23 protein-coding genes are annotated in these 21,498 nt (G+C 40.4%); 18 read left to right on the forward strand and 5 right to left on the reverse strand.

Annotation, left to right across the window (positions count from 1 at the left end):
* Positions 1–228: 228 nt before the first annotated feature.
* The 5 genes from COD92_RS15465 to COD92_RS15485 all read left to right on the forward strand — a co-directional run bounded on the left by COD92_RS15465 (position 229) and on the right by COD92_RS15485 (position 3,279).
* On the forward strand, positions 229–438 hold the full coding sequence (locus COD92_RS15465) for a hypothetical protein (protein WP_098528063.1): 210 nt from the start codon (positions 229–231) through the stop codon (positions 436–438).
* A gap of 107 nt (positions 439–545) precedes the next feature.
* The gene (locus tag COD92_RS15470) at positions 546–1,097 is read left to right on the forward strand and encodes a superoxide dismutase family protein (protein WP_098528064.1); all 552 of its coding nucleotides are present in this window, start codon (positions 546–548) and stop codon (positions 1,095–1,097) included.
* Positions 1,098–1,212: 115 nt separating this feature from the next.
* The gene (locus COD92_RS15475; protein WP_098528065.1) at positions 1,213–1,644 is read left to right on the forward strand and encodes a hypothetical protein; all 432 of its coding nucleotides are present in this window, start codon (positions 1,213–1,215) and stop codon (positions 1,642–1,644) included.
* Between the two features lie 137 nt (positions 1,645–1,781).
* Positions 1,782–2,966: an alanyl-tRNA editing protein gene (locus tag COD92_RS15480; RefSeq protein ID WP_098528066.1), complete on the forward strand. Its 1,185-nt coding sequence runs from the start codon at positions 1,782–1,784 to the stop codon at positions 2,964–2,966.
* Between the two features lie 49 nt (positions 2,967–3,015).
* A complete protein-coding gene (locus COD92_RS15485; RefSeq protein ID WP_098528067.1) occupies positions 3,016–3,279 on the forward strand; it encodes a DUF1871 family protein in 264 nt (87 codons plus the stop codon).
* A gap of 181 nt (positions 3,280–3,460) precedes the next feature.
* Here COD92_RS15485 and COD92_RS15490 read toward each other — a convergent pair whose 3' ends face one another.
* A complete protein-coding gene (locus COD92_RS15490) occupies positions 3,461–3,676 on the reverse strand; it encodes a helix-turn-helix domain-containing protein (RefSeq protein WP_098528068.1) in 216 nt (71 codons plus the stop codon).
* Positions 3,677–3,885: 209 nt separating this feature from the next.
* Here COD92_RS15490 and yugI point away from each other — a divergent pair, with 209 nt between their 5' ends.
* The 6 genes from yugI to COD92_RS15520 all read left to right on the forward strand — a co-directional run bounded on the left by yugI (position 3,886) and on the right by COD92_RS15520 (position 10,538).
* Positions 3,886–4,290, forward strand: a complete 405-nt coding sequence (gene yugI, locus COD92_RS15495) for a S1 domain-containing post-transcriptional regulator GSP13 (RefSeq protein ID WP_098528069.1) — start codon at positions 3,886–3,888, stop codon at positions 4,288–4,290.
* Positions 4,291–4,483: 193 nt separating this feature from the next.
* Entirely contained in the window at positions 4,484–5,683 is a 1,200-nt protein-coding gene (locus tag COD92_RS15500; protein WP_098528070.1) for an ornithine--oxo-acid transaminase, read from the forward strand.
* Between the two features lie 26 nt (positions 5,684–5,709).
* A complete protein-coding gene (locus COD92_RS15505) occupies positions 5,710–6,981 on the forward strand; it encodes a Glu/Leu/Phe/Val family dehydrogenase (RefSeq protein ID WP_098528071.1) in 1,272 nt (423 codons plus the stop codon).
* Between the two features lie 224 nt (positions 6,982–7,205).
* On the forward strand, positions 7,206–8,369 hold the full coding sequence (locus COD92_RS15510; RefSeq protein ID WP_098528072.1) for an iron-containing alcohol dehydrogenase: 1,164 nt from the start codon (positions 7,206–7,208) through the stop codon (positions 8,367–8,369).
* A gap of 111 nt (positions 8,370–8,480) precedes the next feature.
* Positions 8,481–9,827 carry a glucose-6-phosphate isomerase gene (locus COD92_RS15515; protein ID WP_098528073.1) on the forward strand — a complete coding sequence of 449 codons (1,347 nt, stop codon included), beginning with the start codon at positions 8,481–8,483 and terminating at the stop codon, positions 9,825–9,827.
* 300 nt (positions 9,828–10,127) lie between these two features.
* Entirely contained in the window at positions 10,128–10,538 is a 411-nt protein-coding gene (locus tag COD92_RS15520; RefSeq protein ID WP_098528074.1) for a YugN-like family protein, read from the forward strand.
* Here COD92_RS15520 and COD92_RS15525 read toward each other — a convergent pair whose 3' ends face one another.
* Complete coding sequence (locus COD92_RS15525) at positions 10,539–11,525, reverse strand: potassium channel family protein (RefSeq protein ID WP_098528075.1); 987 nt, start codon at positions 11,523–11,525, stop codon at positions 10,539–10,541.
* 541 nt (positions 11,526–12,066) lie between these two features.
* Between COD92_RS15525 and COD92_RS15530 the strand changes: the two genes are divergently transcribed.
* From COD92_RS15530 to COD92_RS15540, 3 genes are all read left to right on the forward strand, one after another.
* The gene (locus COD92_RS15530; RefSeq protein ID WP_098528076.1) at positions 12,067–13,743 is read left to right on the forward strand and encodes a DUF6044 family protein; all 1,677 of its coding nucleotides are present in this window, start codon (positions 12,067–12,069) and stop codon (positions 13,741–13,743) included.
* Between the two features lie 18 nt (positions 13,744–13,761).
* A complete protein-coding gene (locus tag COD92_RS15535) occupies positions 13,762–14,802 on the forward strand; it encodes a glycosyltransferase (protein WP_098528077.1) in 1,041 nt (346 codons plus the stop codon).
* 131 nt (positions 14,803–14,933) lie between these two features.
* Positions 14,934–15,560, forward strand: a complete 627-nt coding sequence (locus COD92_RS15540; RefSeq protein ID WP_098528083.1) for a LysE family transporter — start codon at positions 14,934–14,936, stop codon at positions 15,558–15,560.
* A gap of 162 nt (positions 15,561–15,722) precedes the next feature.
* Here the strand turns inward: COD92_RS15540 and COD92_RS15545 are convergent, their stop codons facing one another.
* Positions 15,723–17,096: an amino acid permease gene (locus COD92_RS15545; RefSeq protein ID WP_098528078.1), complete on the reverse strand. Its 1,374-nt coding sequence runs from the start codon at positions 17,094–17,096 to the stop codon at positions 15,723–15,725.
* A gap of 93 nt (positions 17,097–17,189) precedes the next feature.
* Positions 17,190–17,351: a hypothetical protein gene (locus COD92_RS32015; protein ID WP_176541079.1), complete on the reverse strand. Its 162-nt coding sequence runs from the start codon at positions 17,349–17,351 to the stop codon at positions 17,190–17,192.
* Between the two features lie 227 nt (positions 17,352–17,578).
* Here COD92_RS32015 and COD92_RS15550 point away from each other — a divergent pair, with 227 nt between their 5' ends.
* Positions 17,579–18,334: a TraR/DksA C4-type zinc finger protein gene (locus COD92_RS15550; protein ID WP_098528079.1), complete on the forward strand. Its 756-nt coding sequence runs from the start codon at positions 17,579–17,581 to the stop codon at positions 18,332–18,334.
* A gap of 213 nt (positions 18,335–18,547) precedes the next feature.
* On the opposite strand, the gene COD92_RS15555 is transcribed toward COD92_RS15550, so the two are convergent.
* Positions 18,548–18,754, reverse strand: a complete 207-nt coding sequence (locus COD92_RS15555; protein ID WP_098532010.1) for a YozQ family protein — start codon at positions 18,752–18,754, stop codon at positions 18,548–18,550.
* Between the two features lie 93 nt (positions 18,755–18,847).
* Here COD92_RS15555 and COD92_RS32020 point away from each other — a divergent pair, with 93 nt between their 5' ends.
* From COD92_RS32020 to COD92_RS15565, 3 genes are all read left to right on the forward strand, one after another.
* On the forward strand, positions 18,848–18,985 hold the full coding sequence (locus COD92_RS32020) for a hypothetical protein (protein ID WP_176541318.1): 138 nt from the start codon (positions 18,848–18,850) through the stop codon (positions 18,983–18,985).
* Between the two features lie 318 nt (positions 18,986–19,303).
* On the forward strand, positions 19,304–20,200 hold the full coding sequence (locus COD92_RS15560) for a cation diffusion facilitator family transporter (protein ID WP_098529067.1): 897 nt from the start codon (positions 19,304–19,306) through the stop codon (positions 20,198–20,200).
* A 222-nt stretch (positions 20,201–20,422) separates the two neighbouring features.
* The gene (locus COD92_RS15565; protein WP_098529068.1) at positions 20,423–21,361 is read left to right on the forward strand and encodes a magnesium transporter CorA family protein; all 939 of its coding nucleotides are present in this window, start codon (positions 20,423–20,425) and stop codon (positions 21,359–21,361) included.
* The last annotated feature ends 137 nt before the right edge of the window (positions 21,362–21,498 follow it).

Consider the following 21,498-nt stretch of genomic DNA (forward strand, 5'->3'; position numbering starts at 1 on the left):
CAAAAAGCGCCTTCTTGCAGGGGGGGCTTATACCTTTGTCCCAGAACAGTCGCCTCCACATTTAGGTCAATCCGTCAAGAAGGCTAAAGAGCAGCCTTCTCGCCGGCTCGTCTGTAGCCTTGCGCCCCTGGTCAAGGCGCTTCCGCTTTTCTGTTGGTACGGAGTCCTCTTTCTTGCTATAATAAAGTGAACCTATTAGGGGCCTGAAGAGAGAAAGGGAGAAGAAAAATGTTTCTGCCATCCGTACTAGCATTATTTTTGTACTTTCCTGAAGATAAAAGAGAATATATTCCTGCTGCCATTACTTGTGTTATTTTTTTAATCGGTGCATTATTAACCATGCGTCTCATTATCAAAATTTCAAACCGGGAAGCCTTAAAAACAAAAGAGTTAGAAGAACAAATAAACAAGAAACAAACTACGCAAAGGAACAGTTAAACACGACTGTTCCTTTTATCTTTCCATAATCCACTTCTTTCCACTTTTAGAATAGTTCAAGAGCTGATTGCCGATACTAATCTCAAATGTCTAAATGGGGGGAAACTATGAAGAAGAGCTGGATGCTTATTCCGCTTCTCCTGCTTACGGGGTGTATGGAAAAAGAAGTGAAACAGTTAGACGTACAAATATATAATCCATCAGGAGATTCGCTTGGGACCATAACGCTTGCTGAGCAGTCGAGCGGTGTTAAAATGACCGTTGATTTAACTGGACTTCCTACAGGCGAACATGCCATACATATACATGAATCTGGTACATGCAAGGCCCCTGATTTTAAATCGGCGGGGAACCATTTTAATCCTGAAAATAAACAGCATGGTCTTTTGCATCCGAAAGGAGCTCATGCGGGAGATCTGCCAAATTTAATTGTCGAGAATGACGGGTCAGTAAAGGCTGAACTAATGGCACCTAATGTTACCTTAAAAAACGGCAAAAAATCTCTGTTTACAAAAGAAGGGACTTCCATTGTTATTCATGAAGGTAAAGATGATGGAATGACCCAGCCGGCGGGGGATTCTGGAAATCGTATTGCCTGTGGTGAAATTTCTAAAGAAAAGAAGACTGAGCAAAAAAAGGCACAAGACGAAAAACAATAGGTTACAAGCTATCCCGAGTGGATAGTTTATTTTTTTTTGCTTCCCTAGGTATCTATCTAAGCTTATCCAAAAAGTGGACATACACTATTAGCGAGAATGTAAGGAGGCGATTTTTTTGGAAAAAAGACAATTTGGCGGATTTCCAGGACAAATGGGTGGATTCCCACAAATGGGAGGATTCCCACAAATGGGAGGATCCCCACAAATGGGAGGATTTCCACAAATGGGTGGATTCCCACAAATGGGTGGATTTCCACAAATGGGAGGATCCCCGCAAATGGGTGGATTTCCACAAATGGGAGGATCCCCGCAAATGGGAGGATTCCCACAAATGGGAGGATCCCCGCAAATGGGTGGATTCCCGCAAATGGGTGGATTCCCACAAATGGGTGGATTTCCACAAATGGGAGGATCCCCACAAATGGGTGGATTTCCACAAATGGGCGGTCAGCAGCAAATGGGCTTTCCTCAAGGTATGGGCGGAATGGGCGGATCCATGCAAGGGCAACAACCAACTTCTTTCGGCCAACGGAAAAAAGATAAGTAATAACTAGCATAAATAATGAAAGAAAAACCTGTTCTTTTGGTAAAAAGAGCAGGTTCTTCTTTTTCGCTTGATTTCATGGCCATCTTTTTGGACAATGAATACATCCATTCAAAAACAATCACGAGGTGCTTATTCTAATGCGAGCTAAACTTTATTATCAGGATGCATACATACATAGCTTTTCTGCAACTATTTTAAAGCAAGAAAACGATGAAACGGGCAAAAATTACGTTGTCCTTAATCAAACAGCCTTTTATCCAACCGGAGGCGGACAGCCTCATGACACAGGTCGAATCGAGGAAAGGGCCGTTATTGACGTAGAAGAAGTTAACGGTGAAATTCGTCATTATCTTGACGCACCATTACAGGTCGCAGATTCTGATGTAAGCTGTGCGATTGATTGGGAAAGAAGATTCGACCATATGCAACAGCATTTGGGTCAGCATATTTTATCGGCTGCTTTTGACCGTTTGTTTGGCTATAAAACAGTTGGTTTCCATATGGGAACCGAAAACCTAACCATTGACTTAGCGACGGAAGAATTAACAAAGGAAGAAGCCTTAAAAGCGGAAGAACTTGCTAACAAAATCATTCTCGAGAACCGTCCCATTGAAACAAAATGGGTTACAGAGGCAGAATTGTCCCAATATGATTTAAGGAAAGAGACAAAGGTAAAAGAAGATATCCGGCTTGTGATCATCCCCGAATTTGACTATAATGGCTGCGGCGGAACGCATCCAAAGGCAACCGGTGAGGTCAGTGCCATAAAGATTTTAGATTGGGAAAAGCAACGAAAAAATATCCGGATTCAATTTGCCTGTGGCTTGCGTGTGATCAAAAAGCTTGAGGAGAAACAAAGCGTGTTACACCAATTAACCAACCTCTTGAATGCCCCAGAAAAGGGCATGCAGCAAGCTGTCATCCGATTGTTGGAAAATGAGAAACAACTGACAAAAGCACTTGAACAGTCCAAAGAATCCTTACTCCAATATGAAGCGAAGGAGCTGGCAGGAAAAGAACAAACTGTCGCGACGAAGGTTTTTGAAAACAGGACAATCCAAGAGCTCCAGAAATTGGCCCGTATGGTTGTTTCCGATCATGAAAACAGTCTCGTCTTTTTTGTTTCAACGGATGGGACTCGCTTACAAGTGGTTCTAGCAAAAGGAAAATCACGAACAGAGAATATGAAAAAATTGATCGGCGAGATTTTGCCGATGATTAATGGTAAGGGTGGAGGGAATGATTCCTTTGCCCAAGGCGGTGGAGAGGCTATCCTGACTGGTGAGCAAATCCTAAATAAGCTTTTAAGCTTGATGAACTAAGTCAGGTTATTATGTTAGAATAGCTAATATAAAAGGATGGAGGGGAAATATGCGAAAAGAGGTACAAACCAACCTGCAGTTTGTAGACGTCTTGAATCAATGGGATCCTTTTCACTTAGACGGTGGCGATTATGATACAGAAATAGCAGATACAATTCAAGCTGTTCATGAGCTGGATGACCCTTTAAAGTTAGCAGAACGCATTCAATCTATTTATGAATTTTCATTTGAAAAAATGATTCCAATCGACGAATGTCGTAAAATTGCGATAGATTTGTTAGTCATTAAAGAAAACCAATCCTGCTCATTGTAAGTTAAGAAAAGCTGGTTGAATAAACGGCAAAAAAAGAGGACAACCTGTTGGATTGTCCTCTCAAAAAGGGGGAATACTAGAAAGCTTTATAATTAAAGTTTTCCCATTTCCCCCATTTTTATACATAGAAATAAATTAAAATAAAAAAACGGTAAATTATACCGTTTTAAAATAAATATTTTCAAGGATTCACAGTGGTATTATGCTGTAATAACTCAGATGCAGGTATATCTAGAACAGTAGATAATTTTAAGATCGTCTGATTACTTGGAATTTGTTCCCCTGCCTCATATTTAGCGATTGTATGGGTTCCTACTCTAATCTTTTGAGCTAGTTCCTCCTGAGTCATATTAAGCATTTCACGGCCCATTTTGATGGTTTGCCCAATTGAATTCATACCGTTCACCTCATCTTTAAAAGATATTTTCTCTCTATTATTATATCATGGTAATACTCCTTTTTCCTTATGCATTTATGAATTTTATGTTAAGGTGTTCAAAGGGCTGTACGTATTTCTCGATAACTTTGATTAAAGGTATTGTTTATGATATAATTTTTTAATGCGTATATAAGGGAAAAAATAATTATTTACTTAGGAGTGTTTTCATGACAGAAAATATTGAAGTTGGAAGTATTTTAACAGGTAAGGTAACAGGAATTCAACCGTACGGGGCATTTGTTGCGTTAGATGATAATACACAAGGTCTTGTTCATATTTCGGAAATCACGCACGGTTATGTAAAAGATATAAATGAACATCTTAAAGTTGGAGATGAAATTAAGGTCAAAGTCTTATCAATAGATGAAGGAGCTGGGAAAATCGGCCTTTCCATCCGTGCTACTGAAGAAGCACCTGTGCAACAGCAACAGGCTGCTAAACCAAAGAAACCTCGTAAACGTCAAGCTGCAGCGATCATTCCTGAAGCAGATGGGCAACAAGGTTTTAATACCTTAAAAGATAAACTGCAAGAATGGATTGACCAATCTTCACGGGAAGAAATTAAAAAGTAAACAGAATCTAAGCCTGGGCCAGATCTTTTTGTATCTTTGGACTAGGCTTATTTTTTTATTTTTGTTGGAAATTATAAATGTAATTCGATGTGTATATAAAAATTAATAGAAAAAATGTTCATTCTTTTTTAGGGCTCGGCTACAATAGAAGTGTCTATACATAAAATTCGGAAATCAACAGGGAGGAAAATACATGGATACAAGAAACAGCTCAAATGAATTGATCGAGCAAACAGAGAAGTATGGTGCCCATAATTATCATCCGCTGCCAATCGTGATTTCACGCGCTGAAGGGGTCTGGGTGGAAGACCCAGAAGGCAACAAATACATGGACATGCTAAGTGCATACTCTGCGCTTAATCAAGGCCACCGTCACCCTAAGATTGTCCAGGCATTAAAAGATCAGGCAGATAAGGTTACGTTAACTTCTCGTGCTTTTCATAACGACCAACTTGGTCCATGGTATGAAAAAGTTTGCAAATTAACGAACAAAAACATGGTCCTGCCGATGAATACAGGGGCGGAAGCGGTTGAGACGGCTGTTAAGGCTGCAAGACGCTGGAGCTACGATGTAAAAGGCTTAGCGGAAGACCAAGCTGAAATCATCGCTTGTGTCGGGAACTTCCACGGAAGAACGATGACGGCGGTGTCCCTATCATCTGATGCTGAATATAAGCGTGGATTTGGCCCTATGCTGCCAGGTATCAAGTTAATTCCATATGGTGACCTAGAGGCGCTGAAAGCAGCGATTACTCCAAACACAGCAGCATTTTTAATTGAGCCAATTCAAGGGGAAGCCGGGATTATCATCCCGCCAGAAGGCTTTATGAAGGCGGCATTCGATGTTTGTAAAGAAAACAATGTCCTGTTTATTGCTGATGAAATCCAATCAGGCTTAGCACGGACCGGTAAAATGTTTGCCAGTGAGTGGGAAGGGGTTGAACCGGATATGTATATCCTCGGTAAAGCCCTAGGCGGCGGCGTCTTCCCAATCTCCTGTGTGGTGGCCAACAAAGAGATACTAGGCGTATTCAATCCTGGCTCACACGGTTCGACCTTCGGAGGAAATCCAATGGCCTGTGCCGTTTCCATCGCGGCTCTAGATGTTCTTGTCGACGAAAAGCTTGCCGAAAAATCATTGGAGCTTGGGGAGTACTTTATCAATAAATTGAAAGCAATCAACAATCCAAAGATTAAGGAAGTGCGCGGACGAGGTTTATTCATTGGAGTGGAATTGACAGAATCAGCCCGAAAATATTGTGAACAACTAAAAGAATATGGACTATTATGCAAAGAAACACATGAAACTGTCATTCGTTTTGCACCGCCGCTTGTGATTACAAAAGAAGAATTAGACTGGGCTATTGAACGGATTAACAAAGTACTTGGATAATCAAGAAAATAACTAGGGGTGCCAACATGGTGACGATGGATGAGGAGACAGTGGTTGCTGAACAATTGGATTTACTTGCATCGACAAAAATTGTAATACACGATGCCTTAAAAAAACTCGGATATCATCAGGATATGTTTCATCTTTTGGAGGAACCGTTGAAATCCATCACCGTCAGGATTCCTGTTCGGATGGATGATGGCTCCACCAAGATTTTTAAAGGCTTTCGTTCCCAGCATAATGATGCAGTCGGACCGACAATGGGGGGAATCCGATTCCATCCAAAAGTAACAGAGGATGAAGTAAAGGCATTATCGATGTGGATGAGCATGAAGTGCGGAATTTGTGACTTGCCATTTGGCGGAGGTAAGGGCGGGATTATTTGTAACCCTAGAACCATGTCCTTTGGAGAACTAGAGCGGTTAAGCCGTGGGTATGTCCGCGCCATCAGCCAAATGGTTGGACCAACTAAGGATATTCCTTCCCCTGAGCTGTATACGAATTCGCAAGTTATCGCCTGGATGCTTGATGAATACAGCCGTCTCAGGCAAAATGACTCCCCGGGCTTTATCACCGGAAAACCTTTGGTGCTAGGCGGTTCCGAGGGATGGGAAAAAGCAGGAGCAAAAGGGATTACCCTTTGTATTGAAGAAGCGGCCAAGAGGCGTGGAATCTCGATCAAAGGAGCTCGGGTGATTGTCCAGGGCTTTGGAAATGCAGGGGGATATGTCGCCAAGTTTTTACATGACGCGGGGGCATTAATAATTGGTATATCCGATGTTTACGGTGCCCTTTATAACCCTGATGGATTAGATATTGATTATCTTCTGGATCGCCGGGATAGCTTTGGAACGATTACCACGCTGTTTGATAGTGTCATGACAAACGAAGAGCTTATTATAAAAGAATGTGATATTTTAGTGCCCGCAGCGATTGCGAATCAAATAACCGCTCAAAATGCCTACAATATTAAAGCAAAAATTGTCGCAGAAGCTGCGAGCGGACCCACCACACTTGAGGCGACAAATATTCTTTCTGAGCGTAATATTTTGCTCATCCCCGATGTTTTAGCAGGAGCCGGAAGTGTGATCGTCTCCTATATGGAATGGGTTCAAAACAATCAGGGGCTTTATTGGGATGAAGAAGAGATAGAAGAAAAATTACGAGAACAGATTATCCGGGCCTTCGGTCGAATTTATGAGCTTGCACAAAGCAGCCATATCGATATGCGCCTTGCTGCGTATATGGTGGGAGTGAAAAGATTGGCAGAAGCGGCCCTTTTTAGGGGCTGGGTCTAAAAAATTCCTTGTATCGTACATCGATACAGGGAATTTTTTTGTAGCGGGGTAAAAATATAACTTTGAAAATGGTGAAACGTCATCGTTCTAATGTGTTATTAGGAATTCGACAGTACGACAGATAAGATAAGAAGGGGTCTCATCCCCCAAGGACCACAGTCTAGTTTTTTGCAAAATGGAACATTATAAATAATAATAGTAATTGAAAAGGAAGGTGTTAATCTGTGGAGAATTTTACATTTTTGAATCCAACCAAATTAATTTTTGGAAAAGGCCAGCTAGAACAATTAAAAACAGAAATCCCGCCATATGGAAAAAAAGTATTACTTGTTTATGGCGGCGGAAGTATTAAAAAAAGCGGCCTTTACGATAATGTGATCGGCATCTTAGCTGAAATAGGAGCTCAGGTTTTTGAACTTTCTGGTGTGGAACCAAATCCACGTATTTCAACAGCTAGAAAAGGTGTGGAAATTTGTAAAAGAGAAGGTATCGAGTTCCTTTTAGCAGTAGGAGGCGGTAGTGTCATTGACTGTACCAAACTGATTGCCGCAGGTGCTAAATATGAAGGAGATCCTTGGGATATTGTGATAAGGAAAACTGCAGCACGTGAAGCTCTGCCGTTTGGAACGGTTTTGACACTTGCAGCAACTGGTTCTGAGATGAATTCTGGCTCCGTTATTACGAATTGGGAAACTAATGAGAAATACGGATGGGGAAGTGCTGTTACATTCCCGAAATTTTCAATCCTTGACCCGGTAAATACCTTTACCGTTCCTAGAAACCAAACCATTTACGGTATGGTCGATATGATGTCCCATGTGTTAGAACATTACTTCCATCTAGAAGAAAATACAGATTTTCAAGACCGCATGTGTGAGTCCTTGCTGATTACAGTAATGGAGACCGCTCCCAAGTTACTAGCAGACCTTGAAAACTATGAACATCGCGCTACCATTCTTTATGCCGGTACAATGGCTTTGAACGGCATGGTAAATATGGGCTATCATGGCGATTGGGCAACACACAACTTAGAACACGCGGTATCTGCAGTCTATGATATTCCACACGGCGGCGGATTAGCGATTCTTTTCCCTCACTGGATGGAGCATAATCTAAGTGTGAAACCTGAGCGCTTTAAGAAGCTCGCTGTCAGGGTGTTCGGAATAGATCCTGAAGGCAAGACTGCGGAGGAAGCTGGTTTAGAAGGAATTCGTAAGCTGCGTCAATTCTGGAACAGTATAGAGGCTCCTGCGCGTTTGGCAGATTATGATATTGATGACAGTAAAATCGAACTTATGGCTGACCGTGCAATGGTAAATGGAGAATTTGGTAACTTTAAAAAGCTAAATCGTGACGACGTACTAGCCATTTACCGGGCATCATTATAAAAGTAGGAAATTGTCGAAAATGGGTGCGCTTTCACGAGCTGAGGTTTCTTGATAATTTTCTCAAGCTTAGGTAAAGTGATAACTGAAAAATAAAATTATGGAGGATCATACATGACACACGTTCGCTTTGATTACTCGAAGGCCCTCTCCTTTTTTGGAGAACATGAAATTACATATTTACGTGATGCTGTAAAAGTGGCCCATCATTCTCTTCACGAGGGTACAGGGGCTGGAAATGACTTTTTAGGCTGGATTGAACTGCCAACCAACTATGACAAGGAAGAATTCTCACGAATCCAGAAATCTGCAGAGAAGATTAAATCTGATTCAGATGTTCTGCTTGTAATCGGTATTGGCGGATCATATCTTGGTGCAAGGGCTGCTATTGACATGCTTTCTCACAGCTTTTACAATGCACTTCCAAAAGAAAAACGCAGCAATCCACAGATCATTTTTGTCGGAAACAGCATTAGTTCTACCTATATGCGCGATGTTATGGACCTATTAGATGGAAAAGATTTTTCTATTAACGTCATCTCTAAATCAGGAACAACTACAGAGCCAGCGATTGCCTTCCGTATTTTCCGTAAGCTTCTTGAGGAGAAATACGGTGTAGAAGAAGCTCGTAAACGCATTTATGCGACTACAGACAAAGCAAGAGGCGCTCTTAAAACATTAGCGACAGAAGAAGGCTACGAGTCCTTTGTGATTCCGGATGATGTTGGCGGACGTTATTCCGTTTTAACAGCTGTAGGTCTTTTACCAATTGCTGTATCTGGTGCAAATATTGAAAAGATGATGGAAGGTGCTCGTCAAGCACAAAACGATTTCAGTCATTCTGAAATCGAAGAGAATCCAGCTTACCAATATGCGGCAGTAAGAAATGTCCTTTACAATAAAGGAAAAACAATTGAAATGCTGATTAACTATGAACCAGGCTTACAGTACTTTAATGAATGGTGGAAGCAATTGTTTGGTGAAAGTGAAGGGAAAGACCAAAAAGGTATTTACCCATCTTCAGCCAACTACTCAACTGATCTTCACTCATTAGGACAATACGTTCAAGAAGGAAGACGCGATTTATTTGAAACGGTTGTGAAGGTAGACAAGCCTCGCCATGAGTTATCCATTGAAGCCTTTGAAAATGATTTAGATGGTCTTAATTACTTAGAAGGAAAAACCATCGACTTTGTTAATAACAAAGCATTTGAAGGTACCATGCTTGCTCATACAGATGGCGGTGTACCAAACTTAATTGTTTCAATCCCTGAAATGGACGAGTATTCATTTGGTTACCTCGTTTACTTCTTTGAAAAAGCATGTGCGATGAGCGGCTATCTTCTTGGAGTGAACCCATTTGACCAGCCTGGCGTTGAAGCATACAAGGTTAATATGTTTGCACTATTAGGCAAACCTGGCTTTGAAGAAAAGAAAGCAGAACTTGAGAAAAGATTATAAACAGAAGCGGATCGGCTTGTCCAGGGGCGACAGGCATAAGACGAGCCGGCGAGAAGGCTGCAGCCTTCTTGACGGATTGACCTAAATGTGGAGGCGACTGTTCTGGGACGAAGGTATAAGACGCACTCTGCAAGAAGGCGCTTTTTGNNTTATGACCCCGAGCCCCTAGCCGCTGGAGCTAGATAATCTTCAAAGTCTTTTAAATAAATTAATGAAATTATAAAGAGTGCTGATGCCATTTTGCATCAGCACTCTTTTGTTTGGGGAAACTAACACTATCAAAAAGGGGGGGATTTGTATATGTTTGAAATTCAATCCAAGATCGAAGGAAAACAATTTGACCTGTATAAGCTTGAGCAAAAATTAAAGCCAATCGGCTATACGATTGGCGGGAATTGGGATTATGATCATGGTGCATTCGACTATAAACTGAATGACGAAGAAAGTTATCAGTTTTTAAGGGTGCCATTTACGGCTGTTGATGGCGAGCTGGATAGCAAAGGATGTACGGTTGAAGTCGGCAGACCGTTCCTATTGTCACATCAGTATGAATACGGAATTGATGAGCACGGCGATACCGGTAACTTTTCAGCTACCCTAAATCAATTTCAAGCTCCTATTGATTCGGATGCCGATATTCCTACTCAATATATCGATAGGGGAAAAAGGTTAGTGGCCGATTTAGAAAACGTCCTTTTACCTACCCAATAACTATTTAAATGTCAATAATTTATCATTTTCTTCAATTTCAAAAGAGTTGGGGGGATTTAGAATCGTTTCATCCCCTCTTTTTAATCCGATTAATAAACATCCATCCTCAATCAGTTCAACACCAATTTCCCTGAAGCTCCTTCCGATATCCGCTCTTTTTACGGAATTAGTGAAGAGCCTGCTTTCTTGCAGTTGATTGATCACATTTAATAATAGTCCATCTCCATTAGAATGGAGGCTGTTAATCATAAAGACACTTGTTAATTTATTGGATTGGATTACCTCATCTGCTCCTGCGCGTCTTGCATTGATCACTTGTTCAGCCGTCAAGATTTCAATGATACATTTTACTTGTGGACACAGGCCCTTAATCGTAAGTAATGTTAAGATGCTGTTCATATCTGCTTGAAGTTCATCGTTCCCACGGTCAGCTGTAATGAGTACTTTTTCCGCATTTTCAATATCACTTTTCATTATCGTATCATCCACATGGCCTTTTCCCTGGATAAAATGGACAAATCTCGATTTAACCGGATTTGCTTCAAGTGTCTCATCAATTAAGACGATCATTTGCTGATCATTTGTTCTGGTTAGCTTATGAATTAATTCTTTTGACCGCTCATTCCAACCGATGATAATGATATGACCAGCCCCTTTAAAAGGGATTTTACCTTCTGAAAGGGCATCTTGTTTGGTAACAGCCGCAGCAGCTAATGTCCCAAAATAGGAGGACACAAAGGCCACGCCAAATAGGATTAATAGTAAGGCAGTTACTCTGCCAAAGAATGAATGGGGCACATAATCACCATATCCAACGGTGGATGCTGTAATAATCGCCCACCAAATCCCATCAAAGATGGTTGGGAAGGTATCAGGCTCTAAAAAGTGTATCGTAATCCCAAATGTAAGAAAGACCAATAAAGCCATCATTAAGATGCGTACTAGAAGCGGTAAGCGTAAAAAGCCTATATAAACTCTGTTTGGCATCACCGGCACCTCGTTTCTATACTAGATATTATGGTCAAAAATAGTAAGTCCCATAATCTTTTACCGTTATTTCGTTGGTTGGTCCAATGCTCACGCAACATAGTTGGGGTGGATGGCATTTGGAGGTGTAATATTTAATTTAACGACGATTGTTCTTTTTACGCCATTTGGGTCGCCAAACTCCGATAGAAGACCTAAACGTTTTTTTAAATCCAATGAAGGTCGTTATTAGCCTTGATAGGCGACCCAAGCTTGAAAAAAAATGCAATGAAGGTCGTCAATAGCCTTGATAGACGACCAAGCTTGAAAGAATAATTCAATGAAGGTCGTCAATAGTCTGGCTAGAGGATACGAGCTTGGATAAAAATTCAATAACTTCCTCAATAACCGCGATTGACGATTAATCAATGCCCGTCGTCACGATCAAGTTCCATATATCTAGACAATAGAAAAAAGCAGCTTTTTTTGTTTTTTGGAATAAATTTCATTCCTTCAGTAAATTTTAAAATGGAAGAACTCTTGAACATAGGGGTGTAGAAGAGTGGTTATTGAAACGAAAAAGGAGCGCAGCTTAATCCTTTTCGCTTTAATTGTGATTGCGGTCTATCTCTCTCCACTATTTATTTTGCAGGAAAATGCCCATATCCGGGTTCATGATAATCTGGACTCAAATTTAGCTTGGTATAAGGTATTAGCAAGAAGTGGGGAAATGTTTGGCAGCGTCAATGCCGTCATTCCGCAAATTATTAATGGACAATTATCGAGAAATGCTATTGGGACGGAATATAGTGTGATTGTCTGGTTATATGCGCTCTTTCCGACAATGATTGCCTACGGATTAAGCCAAGCACTCACAAGGATTGTTGCTTTCTTTGGTATGTATTTATTGCTTAAAGACCACCTAATGCCAGGTGATAAATGGCTTGTCATAAAAATTGGCAGTGCACTTGCTTTTGCTCTAACCCCTTTTTGGCCGTCAGGGATGCTAAGCACACTAGGCATGCCAATAGCGCTATGGGCATTTCTCAATATCCGAAAGCATGAAGATACATGGAAAGACTATCTGGTGCTGACACTACTTCCTTTGTATGCAAGCATAGTATTAGGTTTTTTCTTTTTTCTAAGTGCGATAGGGGTATTTTGGTTATGGGATGTTTTACGCGGGAAGGGCTGGAACCTTCGCTTTTTATTTGCGATTAGTTACATGACGGGTATTTTTATGCTGGTGGAATATCGGCTTATTTATTCTTTTTTGTTTTCCTCCGAACCTAATAGCCGTGATGAATACTTCCATGCGTATCTTCCATTTTGGAGAGTTGTTAGGCTTTTTGTGAAAAATTACTTACTTGGACACACGCATGTAATGACCGTACATACCCTCATTATTCTGCCGGCCACCTTAATGGCGATCTATATCGTGTTTACCAAAAAGCTTTGGGAGCAGGAAAAGCTTTATGTCTTTTTATTTGGATTAAATATATTCCTGTCATTATGGTATGCCTTTTGGTTTTATGAGGGGTGGCTGCCATTAACAAAAATCTTTCACTTTATGGATACCTTTAATTTTGCCCGCTACCATTTCTTAAGACCAATGGTGATTTATGCCAGTTTTGCCCTTGCCTTAAAAATTATTGCCGTTCATGGACTCGATGGGATAAAAATTGCTAAATGGCTGATCGTTTCGCAAATTGTTTTTTTAGGTTTATTGAATGATGAAATCATCTACCGGGAGAAGCCAACGGTTAAGGAGTTTTTTGCAGAAGACTTATTTACCGAAATAAAGGATTATATCGGCCAAAATCCCGAAGAATACCGTGTGGCTAGTATCGGACTCCATCCGGCCATTTCTCAATTCAACGGTTTTTATACGATTGATACCTATAACAATTTTTATCCATTAAGCTATAAACATCAGTTTAGAAAAATAATTGCTAAGGAATTATCAAAAAATAAATCAATCCAAAAATACTACGATAAGTGGGGAGGGCGCTGTTACCTTTTTACAGCCCAGCTTGGGAAAAGATATATGATTAAGAAGGACTCAAAACGGCATTTAAAAAATCTTCAGCTAAATACGGAAGTCTTTAAGGAGATGGGCGGCCGATATATCTTTTCAAGCCTTCCAATCGACAATGCCAGCCAGAACAAGCTTTTACTTGAAAGGGTATTCTCTTCAAAAAATTCAGCCTGGAAGATTTATTTATATAAAACCATGTAAGCAGCGAGGGGATTATAAATGATAGAACCAGTCCTTACCATTGTTGTACCATGCTATAACGAGGAAGCAGTTTTACCAGACACCATTGAACAGCTCGAGGGGCAGCTAAAAGAACTTATCGATGATGAGCTTGTTTCAAAACAAAGTAAAATCTTATTTGTTGATGACGGAAGTAAGGATCGAACATGGGAGCTAATTTATAAGGAAGGGCTTCGCAATGACTATGTCCGCGGCCTGAAGTTATCGCGGAATGTCGGCCATCAAAATGCCTTGCTGGCCGGGTTATTTACTGCAAAGGAGCATTCTGATTGTGTGATTTCGATTGATGCAGACCTCCAGGATGATATCCGGGTTATTCGTGAATTTATCGTCAGGTTCCATCAGGGCTATGAAATTGTGTATGGTGTCCGCAAAGGGCGAGAAACGGATACGCTATTTAAGCGAAGCACAGCCCAAGGGTTTTACAAACTAATGAAAAAAATGGGTGTTGACCTTGTTTATAATCATGCCGATTTTCGGCTATTAAGCAAACGTGCTGTCCAAGAACTCGAGCGTTTCAATGAGGTTAATTTATTTTTAAGGGGTATTGTTCCATTACTAGGTTTTCGTTCCGATGTCGTTTACTATGACCGCTTAGAACGACAGGCAGGAGAAACAAAATACCCTTTAAAAAAGATGCTTGGGTTTGCCTTTGATGGAATTACATCCTTTTCTGTTTCTCCCATCCGCTTTGTATTAATAATAGGATTCGTATCTTTTTTCATGAGTTTGCTTTTTGGAGGATATTTCTTATACCTTAAATTTTTTGGTACAACTCTAACTGGATGGACGTCCTTAATTACCTCGATCTGGTTAATTGGCGGCCTACAGCTGATTGCCATCGGATTAATAGGAGAATATGTTGGGAAAATTTATAAGGAAACCAAGAACCGGCCTAAATATATTGTTGAAATTGACTCCTATTCTTTACCTGTACCAAGGCATCACTTGCTTAATCAGCCGCTAGATGAGGGCGGATTTAGTTTCGACTTTAGGAAGGTATCTGAATCAAATAAGTAATGTTTAAAACGGTGGGCTTTCTATTAAATGTGGAAAGCTCTTTTTTCTATTTTTTAGTTGTACAACCCTCTCCTTTTGAATACACATGGATAGACAGGCATCTATCCATCGCTTTGGGGGGAGAGGTATTAATGAATGTATTTTTGAGCTATATACTGTTGGGGTTATCGCTAGCCGCTCCAATTGGGCCCATTAATGCGGCACAAATTGATCGGGGAATAAGAAATGGCTTTATGCACTCATGGCTTATTGGGGTAGGGGCCGTGGTGGCAGATGGAATTTATATGCTTGTTGTTTACATAGGTGTGGTTCAATTCCTAGAGACCGCTTTTATGCAAACCTTCCTGTGGTTCTTTGGCTGTTTTGTCCTGATGTATACAGGAATCGAAACCTTTATGAATGCTGGAAAAATAAATCTACAACAGGCACGAGGCAAAGAACCGCTTTATAAATCATTTTTTTCGGGTTTTTTGATGTCGATTTCCAACCCCTTAACCATCCTTTTTTGGTTGGGGATTTATGGATCCGTCCTTGCTAAAACGGCGGCTACCTATGAGGCAAGCCAATTAATTCTTTATAGTAGTGCCATTTTCATCGGGCTGCTGATTTGGGATATTACGATGGCAGGTGTAGCGAGCAGCTTCCGCAAATTCTTAACGTCCCACTTACTGGTTGTTATATCCTGTCTATCCGGCATATCTTTGATTGGTTTTGGAATTTACTTTGGCATGCAAGCGTTTCATAATCTATTTGGCTAATAAAAAAGTCAGCCTTAGGCAGCTGACTTTTTTTGGGATTTCTGAACTTGGGAAATTGTCCAGCTCCAGCGCCTAGCCCNNATCCGTCCAAAAGGTTAAAGAACAACCTTTCGGCCGGCTTGTCTTGTGCTTGTCGGGGCTGATCAAGGCGCTTCCGCTTTTCTATGCTGTTGGCCACGGTTTGAGTACTTTACTCTTGCTTTTTTCTTTGGTCTTTTCTTTTCTCCATTTAAAACTGAGGATAAAGGTAATAATCCCGATGACCCCGATAAAGGCTAAACTAATAAAGAAGCCAGGCCTGCTAGTGTCATGAAATAAGGTTCCGCTCACAGCAATTAAAATAAACAAGGCTCCGATTGTATACATGATTTTTTCCTTTAGCTTTAACTCTAAAATTTTTCTAGAGGATGCAAGTATAAACAGCCAATTATAAAGAAGCATTAATCCTGCCGCTGTTGTAACCCACTCATAAATTTTATCCGGCAGTACCAAGGCCGAGACGATCGATGCTGTGATTCCGAGCATGGTAATGATCAAAGTCCATAATGGAACCTTAAGTTTCCCTTTTTTTGCAAAACAAGCAGGAGCATCCTCCTCTTCCCCAAGCGTTTCTAATACGCTGGTCACTCCATATAAAGAGGCGGTCATCGTTGAAAAGCCCGCGATTATAAGCGCGGCATTAAAGAAATGTGGGATAAAAGGCAGATGGTATGCATTTAAGGCGACAACAAAGGTGCTTTCCTTTGTATTAAATTCATTCCAGGACACCATCATAACGGCCAAACCAATCGACAATACATAAATAAACATGAGGGTAAACAGCATGACTTTTCCAGCTTTCGGTGCTTCACTTGGATCCTTTAATTTCGTCGCCATTAAACCTAAAATTTCGATCCCGCCAAACGCGTAGAAGGCAAAAATAACGGCGGACCACAAGCCGATCGTCCCATGCGGTATTATTTCATTAGCACTATTCGGAAACTGAATCGGACGGTCACCCTCAATTACACCAAAGAGTGCCAGCAGCGCGATGACAATAAACATCGTTATCGCAGATATTTTTAAAATAGCCAAAATATTTTCTAGCCTATTTAACACTTTTACTCCGATTAAAATAATGGTTAAGCCTAAAATCGCATAGATGGCGGTAAATATCCATAAGGGGATGTTTGGAAACCAGAAGCGTGAAAAAATGGACAGTGCTGTTAATTGGCTTCCCATGATAAGCACTTCTGATGACCAATATACCCAGCCGCTGCTAAAGCCGGCCCACCGTCCGTAGGCTTTCTTGGCGTATGACCTAAACCCGCCCTTTAAGGGCTCTTGTGAGGTCATTTTGGACAGAGCATCATAGACAAAATAAGTACCAAGCGCAGCAATTAAAAACGCAAGCAAAATAGCGGGCCCAGCCATTTTAATGGCAAGACCAGAGCCTAGGAAGAAGCCTGTTCCAATTGTACAGCCCACTCCAAATAGTGACAACTGCCACCATTTCATATTGTTTTTTTCTTTCGCACCTGACTTAGATTTACTCATTTTATTCTCCTTTGTATCGAAACATTGCTGATGTTAAAAAGGCTGGGAGGCAGTCCGCCCAACCTTTTAGCTTCCTTATGAGAAGGGAGGCATTTACAGATTACGTCCTGTTGCACCTGGTGATTTATCTGTAATTGATTGATTATTATATTCACGATCATTGAGGCCGGGCTGTTGATTTCGATCGCTTCCGAGATACTTTCCTTGATGTTCCTGCTGAACTTTTCTAAATTTATCAAAGTTTTCATTAACCATTCGAAATCCCCTCTTTTCTCTTCATTTTCACCTTATCACTCTTAAGATACACGACAGACTAAAACTTATTCGATTGCTCCCTGAAAAACCAAAGGGAAATTTATTGGAATTAAATTTTTATTACATAATCAACCATGAAAAAAATGAAAATATAAAGGAACAGTAAATAATAAAACCTTGCTGGTGAAATAAATAGTTAAATTGCGTTTTCTGAAAGGGGTAATAACATGTTATCGACACAGCAGTTAGCTGAGTTACGGTTACAATTGTTAAAGGAAAAAAGTGAAATAGAGGAACGATTCGACCAGAACGACCATTTCGGATTTGAACGCGGACATTATCACGAGTCAATGGGGGAGTTATCGAGTTATGATAACCATCCTGCTGATGAAGGAACAGACCTTTTTGAACGTGAAAAGGATAATGCTCTCCTTGAGCACGAGAAATTACAGTTATATAATATCAATCGTGCCCTAGAGGCGATGGAAAAGGGAACATACGGAAAATGTGAGGTTTGCGGTAAGGATATACCAACAGAGAGGTTAGAAGCACTGCCAAATACAACGTATTGTATTGAGCATAGCCCGGACCAAGTTACCTCCCATGACCGGCCAATTGAAGAAGGCGTCCTAATGCCTCCGTTTGGTAAGTTCGATATGGATGAATCTGATGAAAATGTGGCCTTTGATGCGGAGGATTCTTGGCAGTCAGTAGCGGAGTGGGGAACATCTGATACACCTTCTGACCTTGCTTTTCCTAAAGACCACTATAACGACACATACAATGAATCCGAAGAAAGTATTGGTTATGTAGAAGACTATGAAAACTTTGTTGGAAATGATATGTATGGTAACAATATAACGGTTTATCCAAATGCTCAGCATGAAAAATACGAGGCTGCCCTCGACGAGGAAGGAATTATGACAAGTTACGGGGATTTACCTGGTTATGAACATGACCCATATGTTGAGGATGAGAAGTAATTAAAAAAAGAAAACAGCTTTCAAATGAGAGCTGTTTTCCTACTTCAAGAATAGAAAGTATAAAATTTTGACTTAGATAATTGTCCAGCTCCAGGCGCCATCGGCTCGAGGTCACAAGCCAATCCGTCCAAAAGGTTAAAGAACAACCTTTCGGCCGGCTCGTCTTGTGCTTGTCGCCGAAGTCTAAGCGCCGCTGCGCTTTTCTTATTTACTTTATTCGAAACCTTTTCTAGGGATCGGAATATCTTTGCCATTGACATCATCAATGACGGCCCCAATTTCTCCTTCTGTATAGGTATCGCTCACTTGCTCGTGAGAAGTAGCGATGCCAGAAGATAGGTCGTCACTTTCTTTGTAGTAGCTTGGATGATAAAAACTGCCCGCAAGTTCTTTTTTAGGGTTTGCTTTTTTATGTTCCACCTTTGTAACCTCCCTTTTTAGATTATGGTACAACCGTATTTTTTCTTATTTCACATTAATTACTCCTAAAAATTTTAGAAAGGGGAATGAGCGATGAAACAAAAAAATGAATTTCCATCACGTGAAGAGCTAGATCAGGCCTTCCATTATCTTCATGATCAAATCAACCGGATCTCTGTCGTGGAAGAAGTGGAGATGCTAAAGCAAGAAAAAGACGGGCTAGAAGAGTAAGGGCATATTTCTTGCCCTTACTCAATATTGTTTTAATCACACAAGAGTTTTTCTCTGGACCCATCTAGGTCCTTTTTGATATGATTTTTGAGGCAAGTCTGCTTATACTTAACAAGGAAACAGGTCAAAGTCAGCCCAAACGGGTTCAATTGACGTTTTTAGTAGATGAGAACTGTCTAGCTCCAGCGCCTAGCCCCTCGATGGTCTACAGCCAATCCGTCCAAAAGGTTAAAAAGCAACCTTTCGGCCGGCTCGTCTTATGCTTGTCGGGGCTGACCAAGGCGCTTGCGCTTTTCTTAATTTAAAGGTGGTTTCATTATGGTAATGAGAGAAGCTCTGGCTAAAAAAGTAGCCTGGATTAGTGTGATTAGTAATATCATCCTAACCCTAGGAAAGATCGTGATTGGCTGGTACGGACATAGTGATGCTGTCTTTGCAGATGGTATTCACTCGGCAGCGGATGTATTTGCATCTGTAATTGTCTTACTTGTAATCAAAATTGCCAATAAACCGGCCGATAAGGAACATCCATATGGTCATGGAAAAGCTGAGGTCATTGTATCGGAAATAATCGGGATTCTCCTTCTATTAGTTGCCATTTATGTGGCTTACGAAGGAATCAGCGGTTTCTTTCATAAGGTGGAATCACCAAGTCTGTTAGCGATGTGGGTGGCCCTTTTTTCGTTTATTACAAAGATCATCCTCTATCGAAGTTCGTTAAAAGTAGCGAATGAAAATAATAGTAAAGCAATTGAAGCGATTGCCTTTGACCATAAAGCGGATATTGTGGCATCGATTGCAGCCGCTATAGGGGTTCTTCTTTCCATCATTGGAGAGCGGATGGATATTCACTTTTTACTATACGGTGATAAGGCAGCCAGTGTCTTTGTGGCCTATTTAATTTTTAAAATTGCGAAAGAAATGTTAACCGAAGCCTTTGATATTTTATTAGAGCGTAATATCAACACGGAAACATTGCAGGATTATATAACGGTAATAAAGGATTTCCCAGAAGTTCGCAGGATCGACCGCGTAAGAGCAAGAGAGCATGGCCATTATGTTTTAGTTGACATTCGCATAGCCATTGATCATTTTAAAACCATAAAAGAGGGACATGACTTGGCAAAATCAATAAAACTTGCACTTATGGACCAAAATGACAATATTCATGAAGTATTAATCCATCTGAATCCATATTTTCCTGAAGACAAATAATTCCTAAAAAAACTCCTTTGTACTTTGTAGCATTTGGGTTTATGATAGGATAGGATATAAAAAGTGAGGGAGTTGATATTTTTGAGTTATTCCGTAGACCCGGACCCAAGTAGGCGGGAGGAAGTCAATGTAATCTTAGAATTGATGAAATTGAATATCAGAATATCAACTCTTAAAAAGGTTGTTGGCTTCCTCGATTAAAGAGAAAGAGGAGGTTTTGCCATGTTAGAAATTTTTAAAAGTACCGATGCAAGGGTCCTTGAACAGGTTGACGTTGTCTCAAAAGGCTGCTGGGTCAATATGTATGCCCCAACAGCAGAAGAAATAAATAAGGTTTCAAATGATGCTCAGGTTGATGTAGATATTATAAAAGATGCGCTGGATGATGAAGAACGTCCGAGGATTGAACGGGATGACGGCCGAGTCTATATTATCGTCGACTTTCCCTATATTATCCACGATGAAACAGGTTTAGCTGTGTATGAAACCATTCCAATTGGCATTATTTTAACAGAAGATAATATTATTACCGTTTCATTAAAAGATTCACCGATTATTGAAGAGTTTCGAAAAAATCGGGTGAAGGAGTTCTTTACTTTTAAAAAGACACGCTTTGCCTTGCAAATACTGTTTGTGATTTCTTCTTATTATCTTCGTTACCTCAAGCAAATTAATAAGAAAACAAACGAAATTGAACGTGAAGTACACCAGTCTTTAAAAAATAAAGAGCTCTATGCCTTTCTAGCTTTAGAGAAAAGTTTAGTTTACTTTACCACATCCTTAAAATCGAATAAGGTTGTCCTTGATAAAATCTTGCGTTTTAATTATCTAAAAATGTATGAAGAAGATAAGGACTTATTAGAAGACGTGATTATTGAAAAGACTCAGGCGATTGAAATGGCAGAGACGTACCGTTCAATTTTGTCAGGGATGATGAATGCTTTCGCATCGATCATTTCTAATAACTTGAACATCGTCATGAAGTTTTTAACGTCGATTACGATTATCTTATCCTTCCCAACAATGGTGGCAAGTTTTTATGGGATGAATGTCGATATCCCTTTCCAGCACGCTACCCATTCGTATGCCATCCCGCTAGTCATTTCGGCATTTTTAACGAGTTTAACCGCGTTTGTGTTTTGGAAAAAGAAATATTTCTAGATTACCAGTCTTTAATTAGGCTGGTTTTTTTCGTTTCTTAAAAATTTTCCCAACTTTTTTTCTAATATTGCTAGACAGGTCCGAATATAATTTAGCGCTAGTGACTTGTTCTGTACGATTTTAGAAAGGGGAGTTTG

This window comes from Bacillus sp. AFS037270 (genome assembly GCF_002585305.1).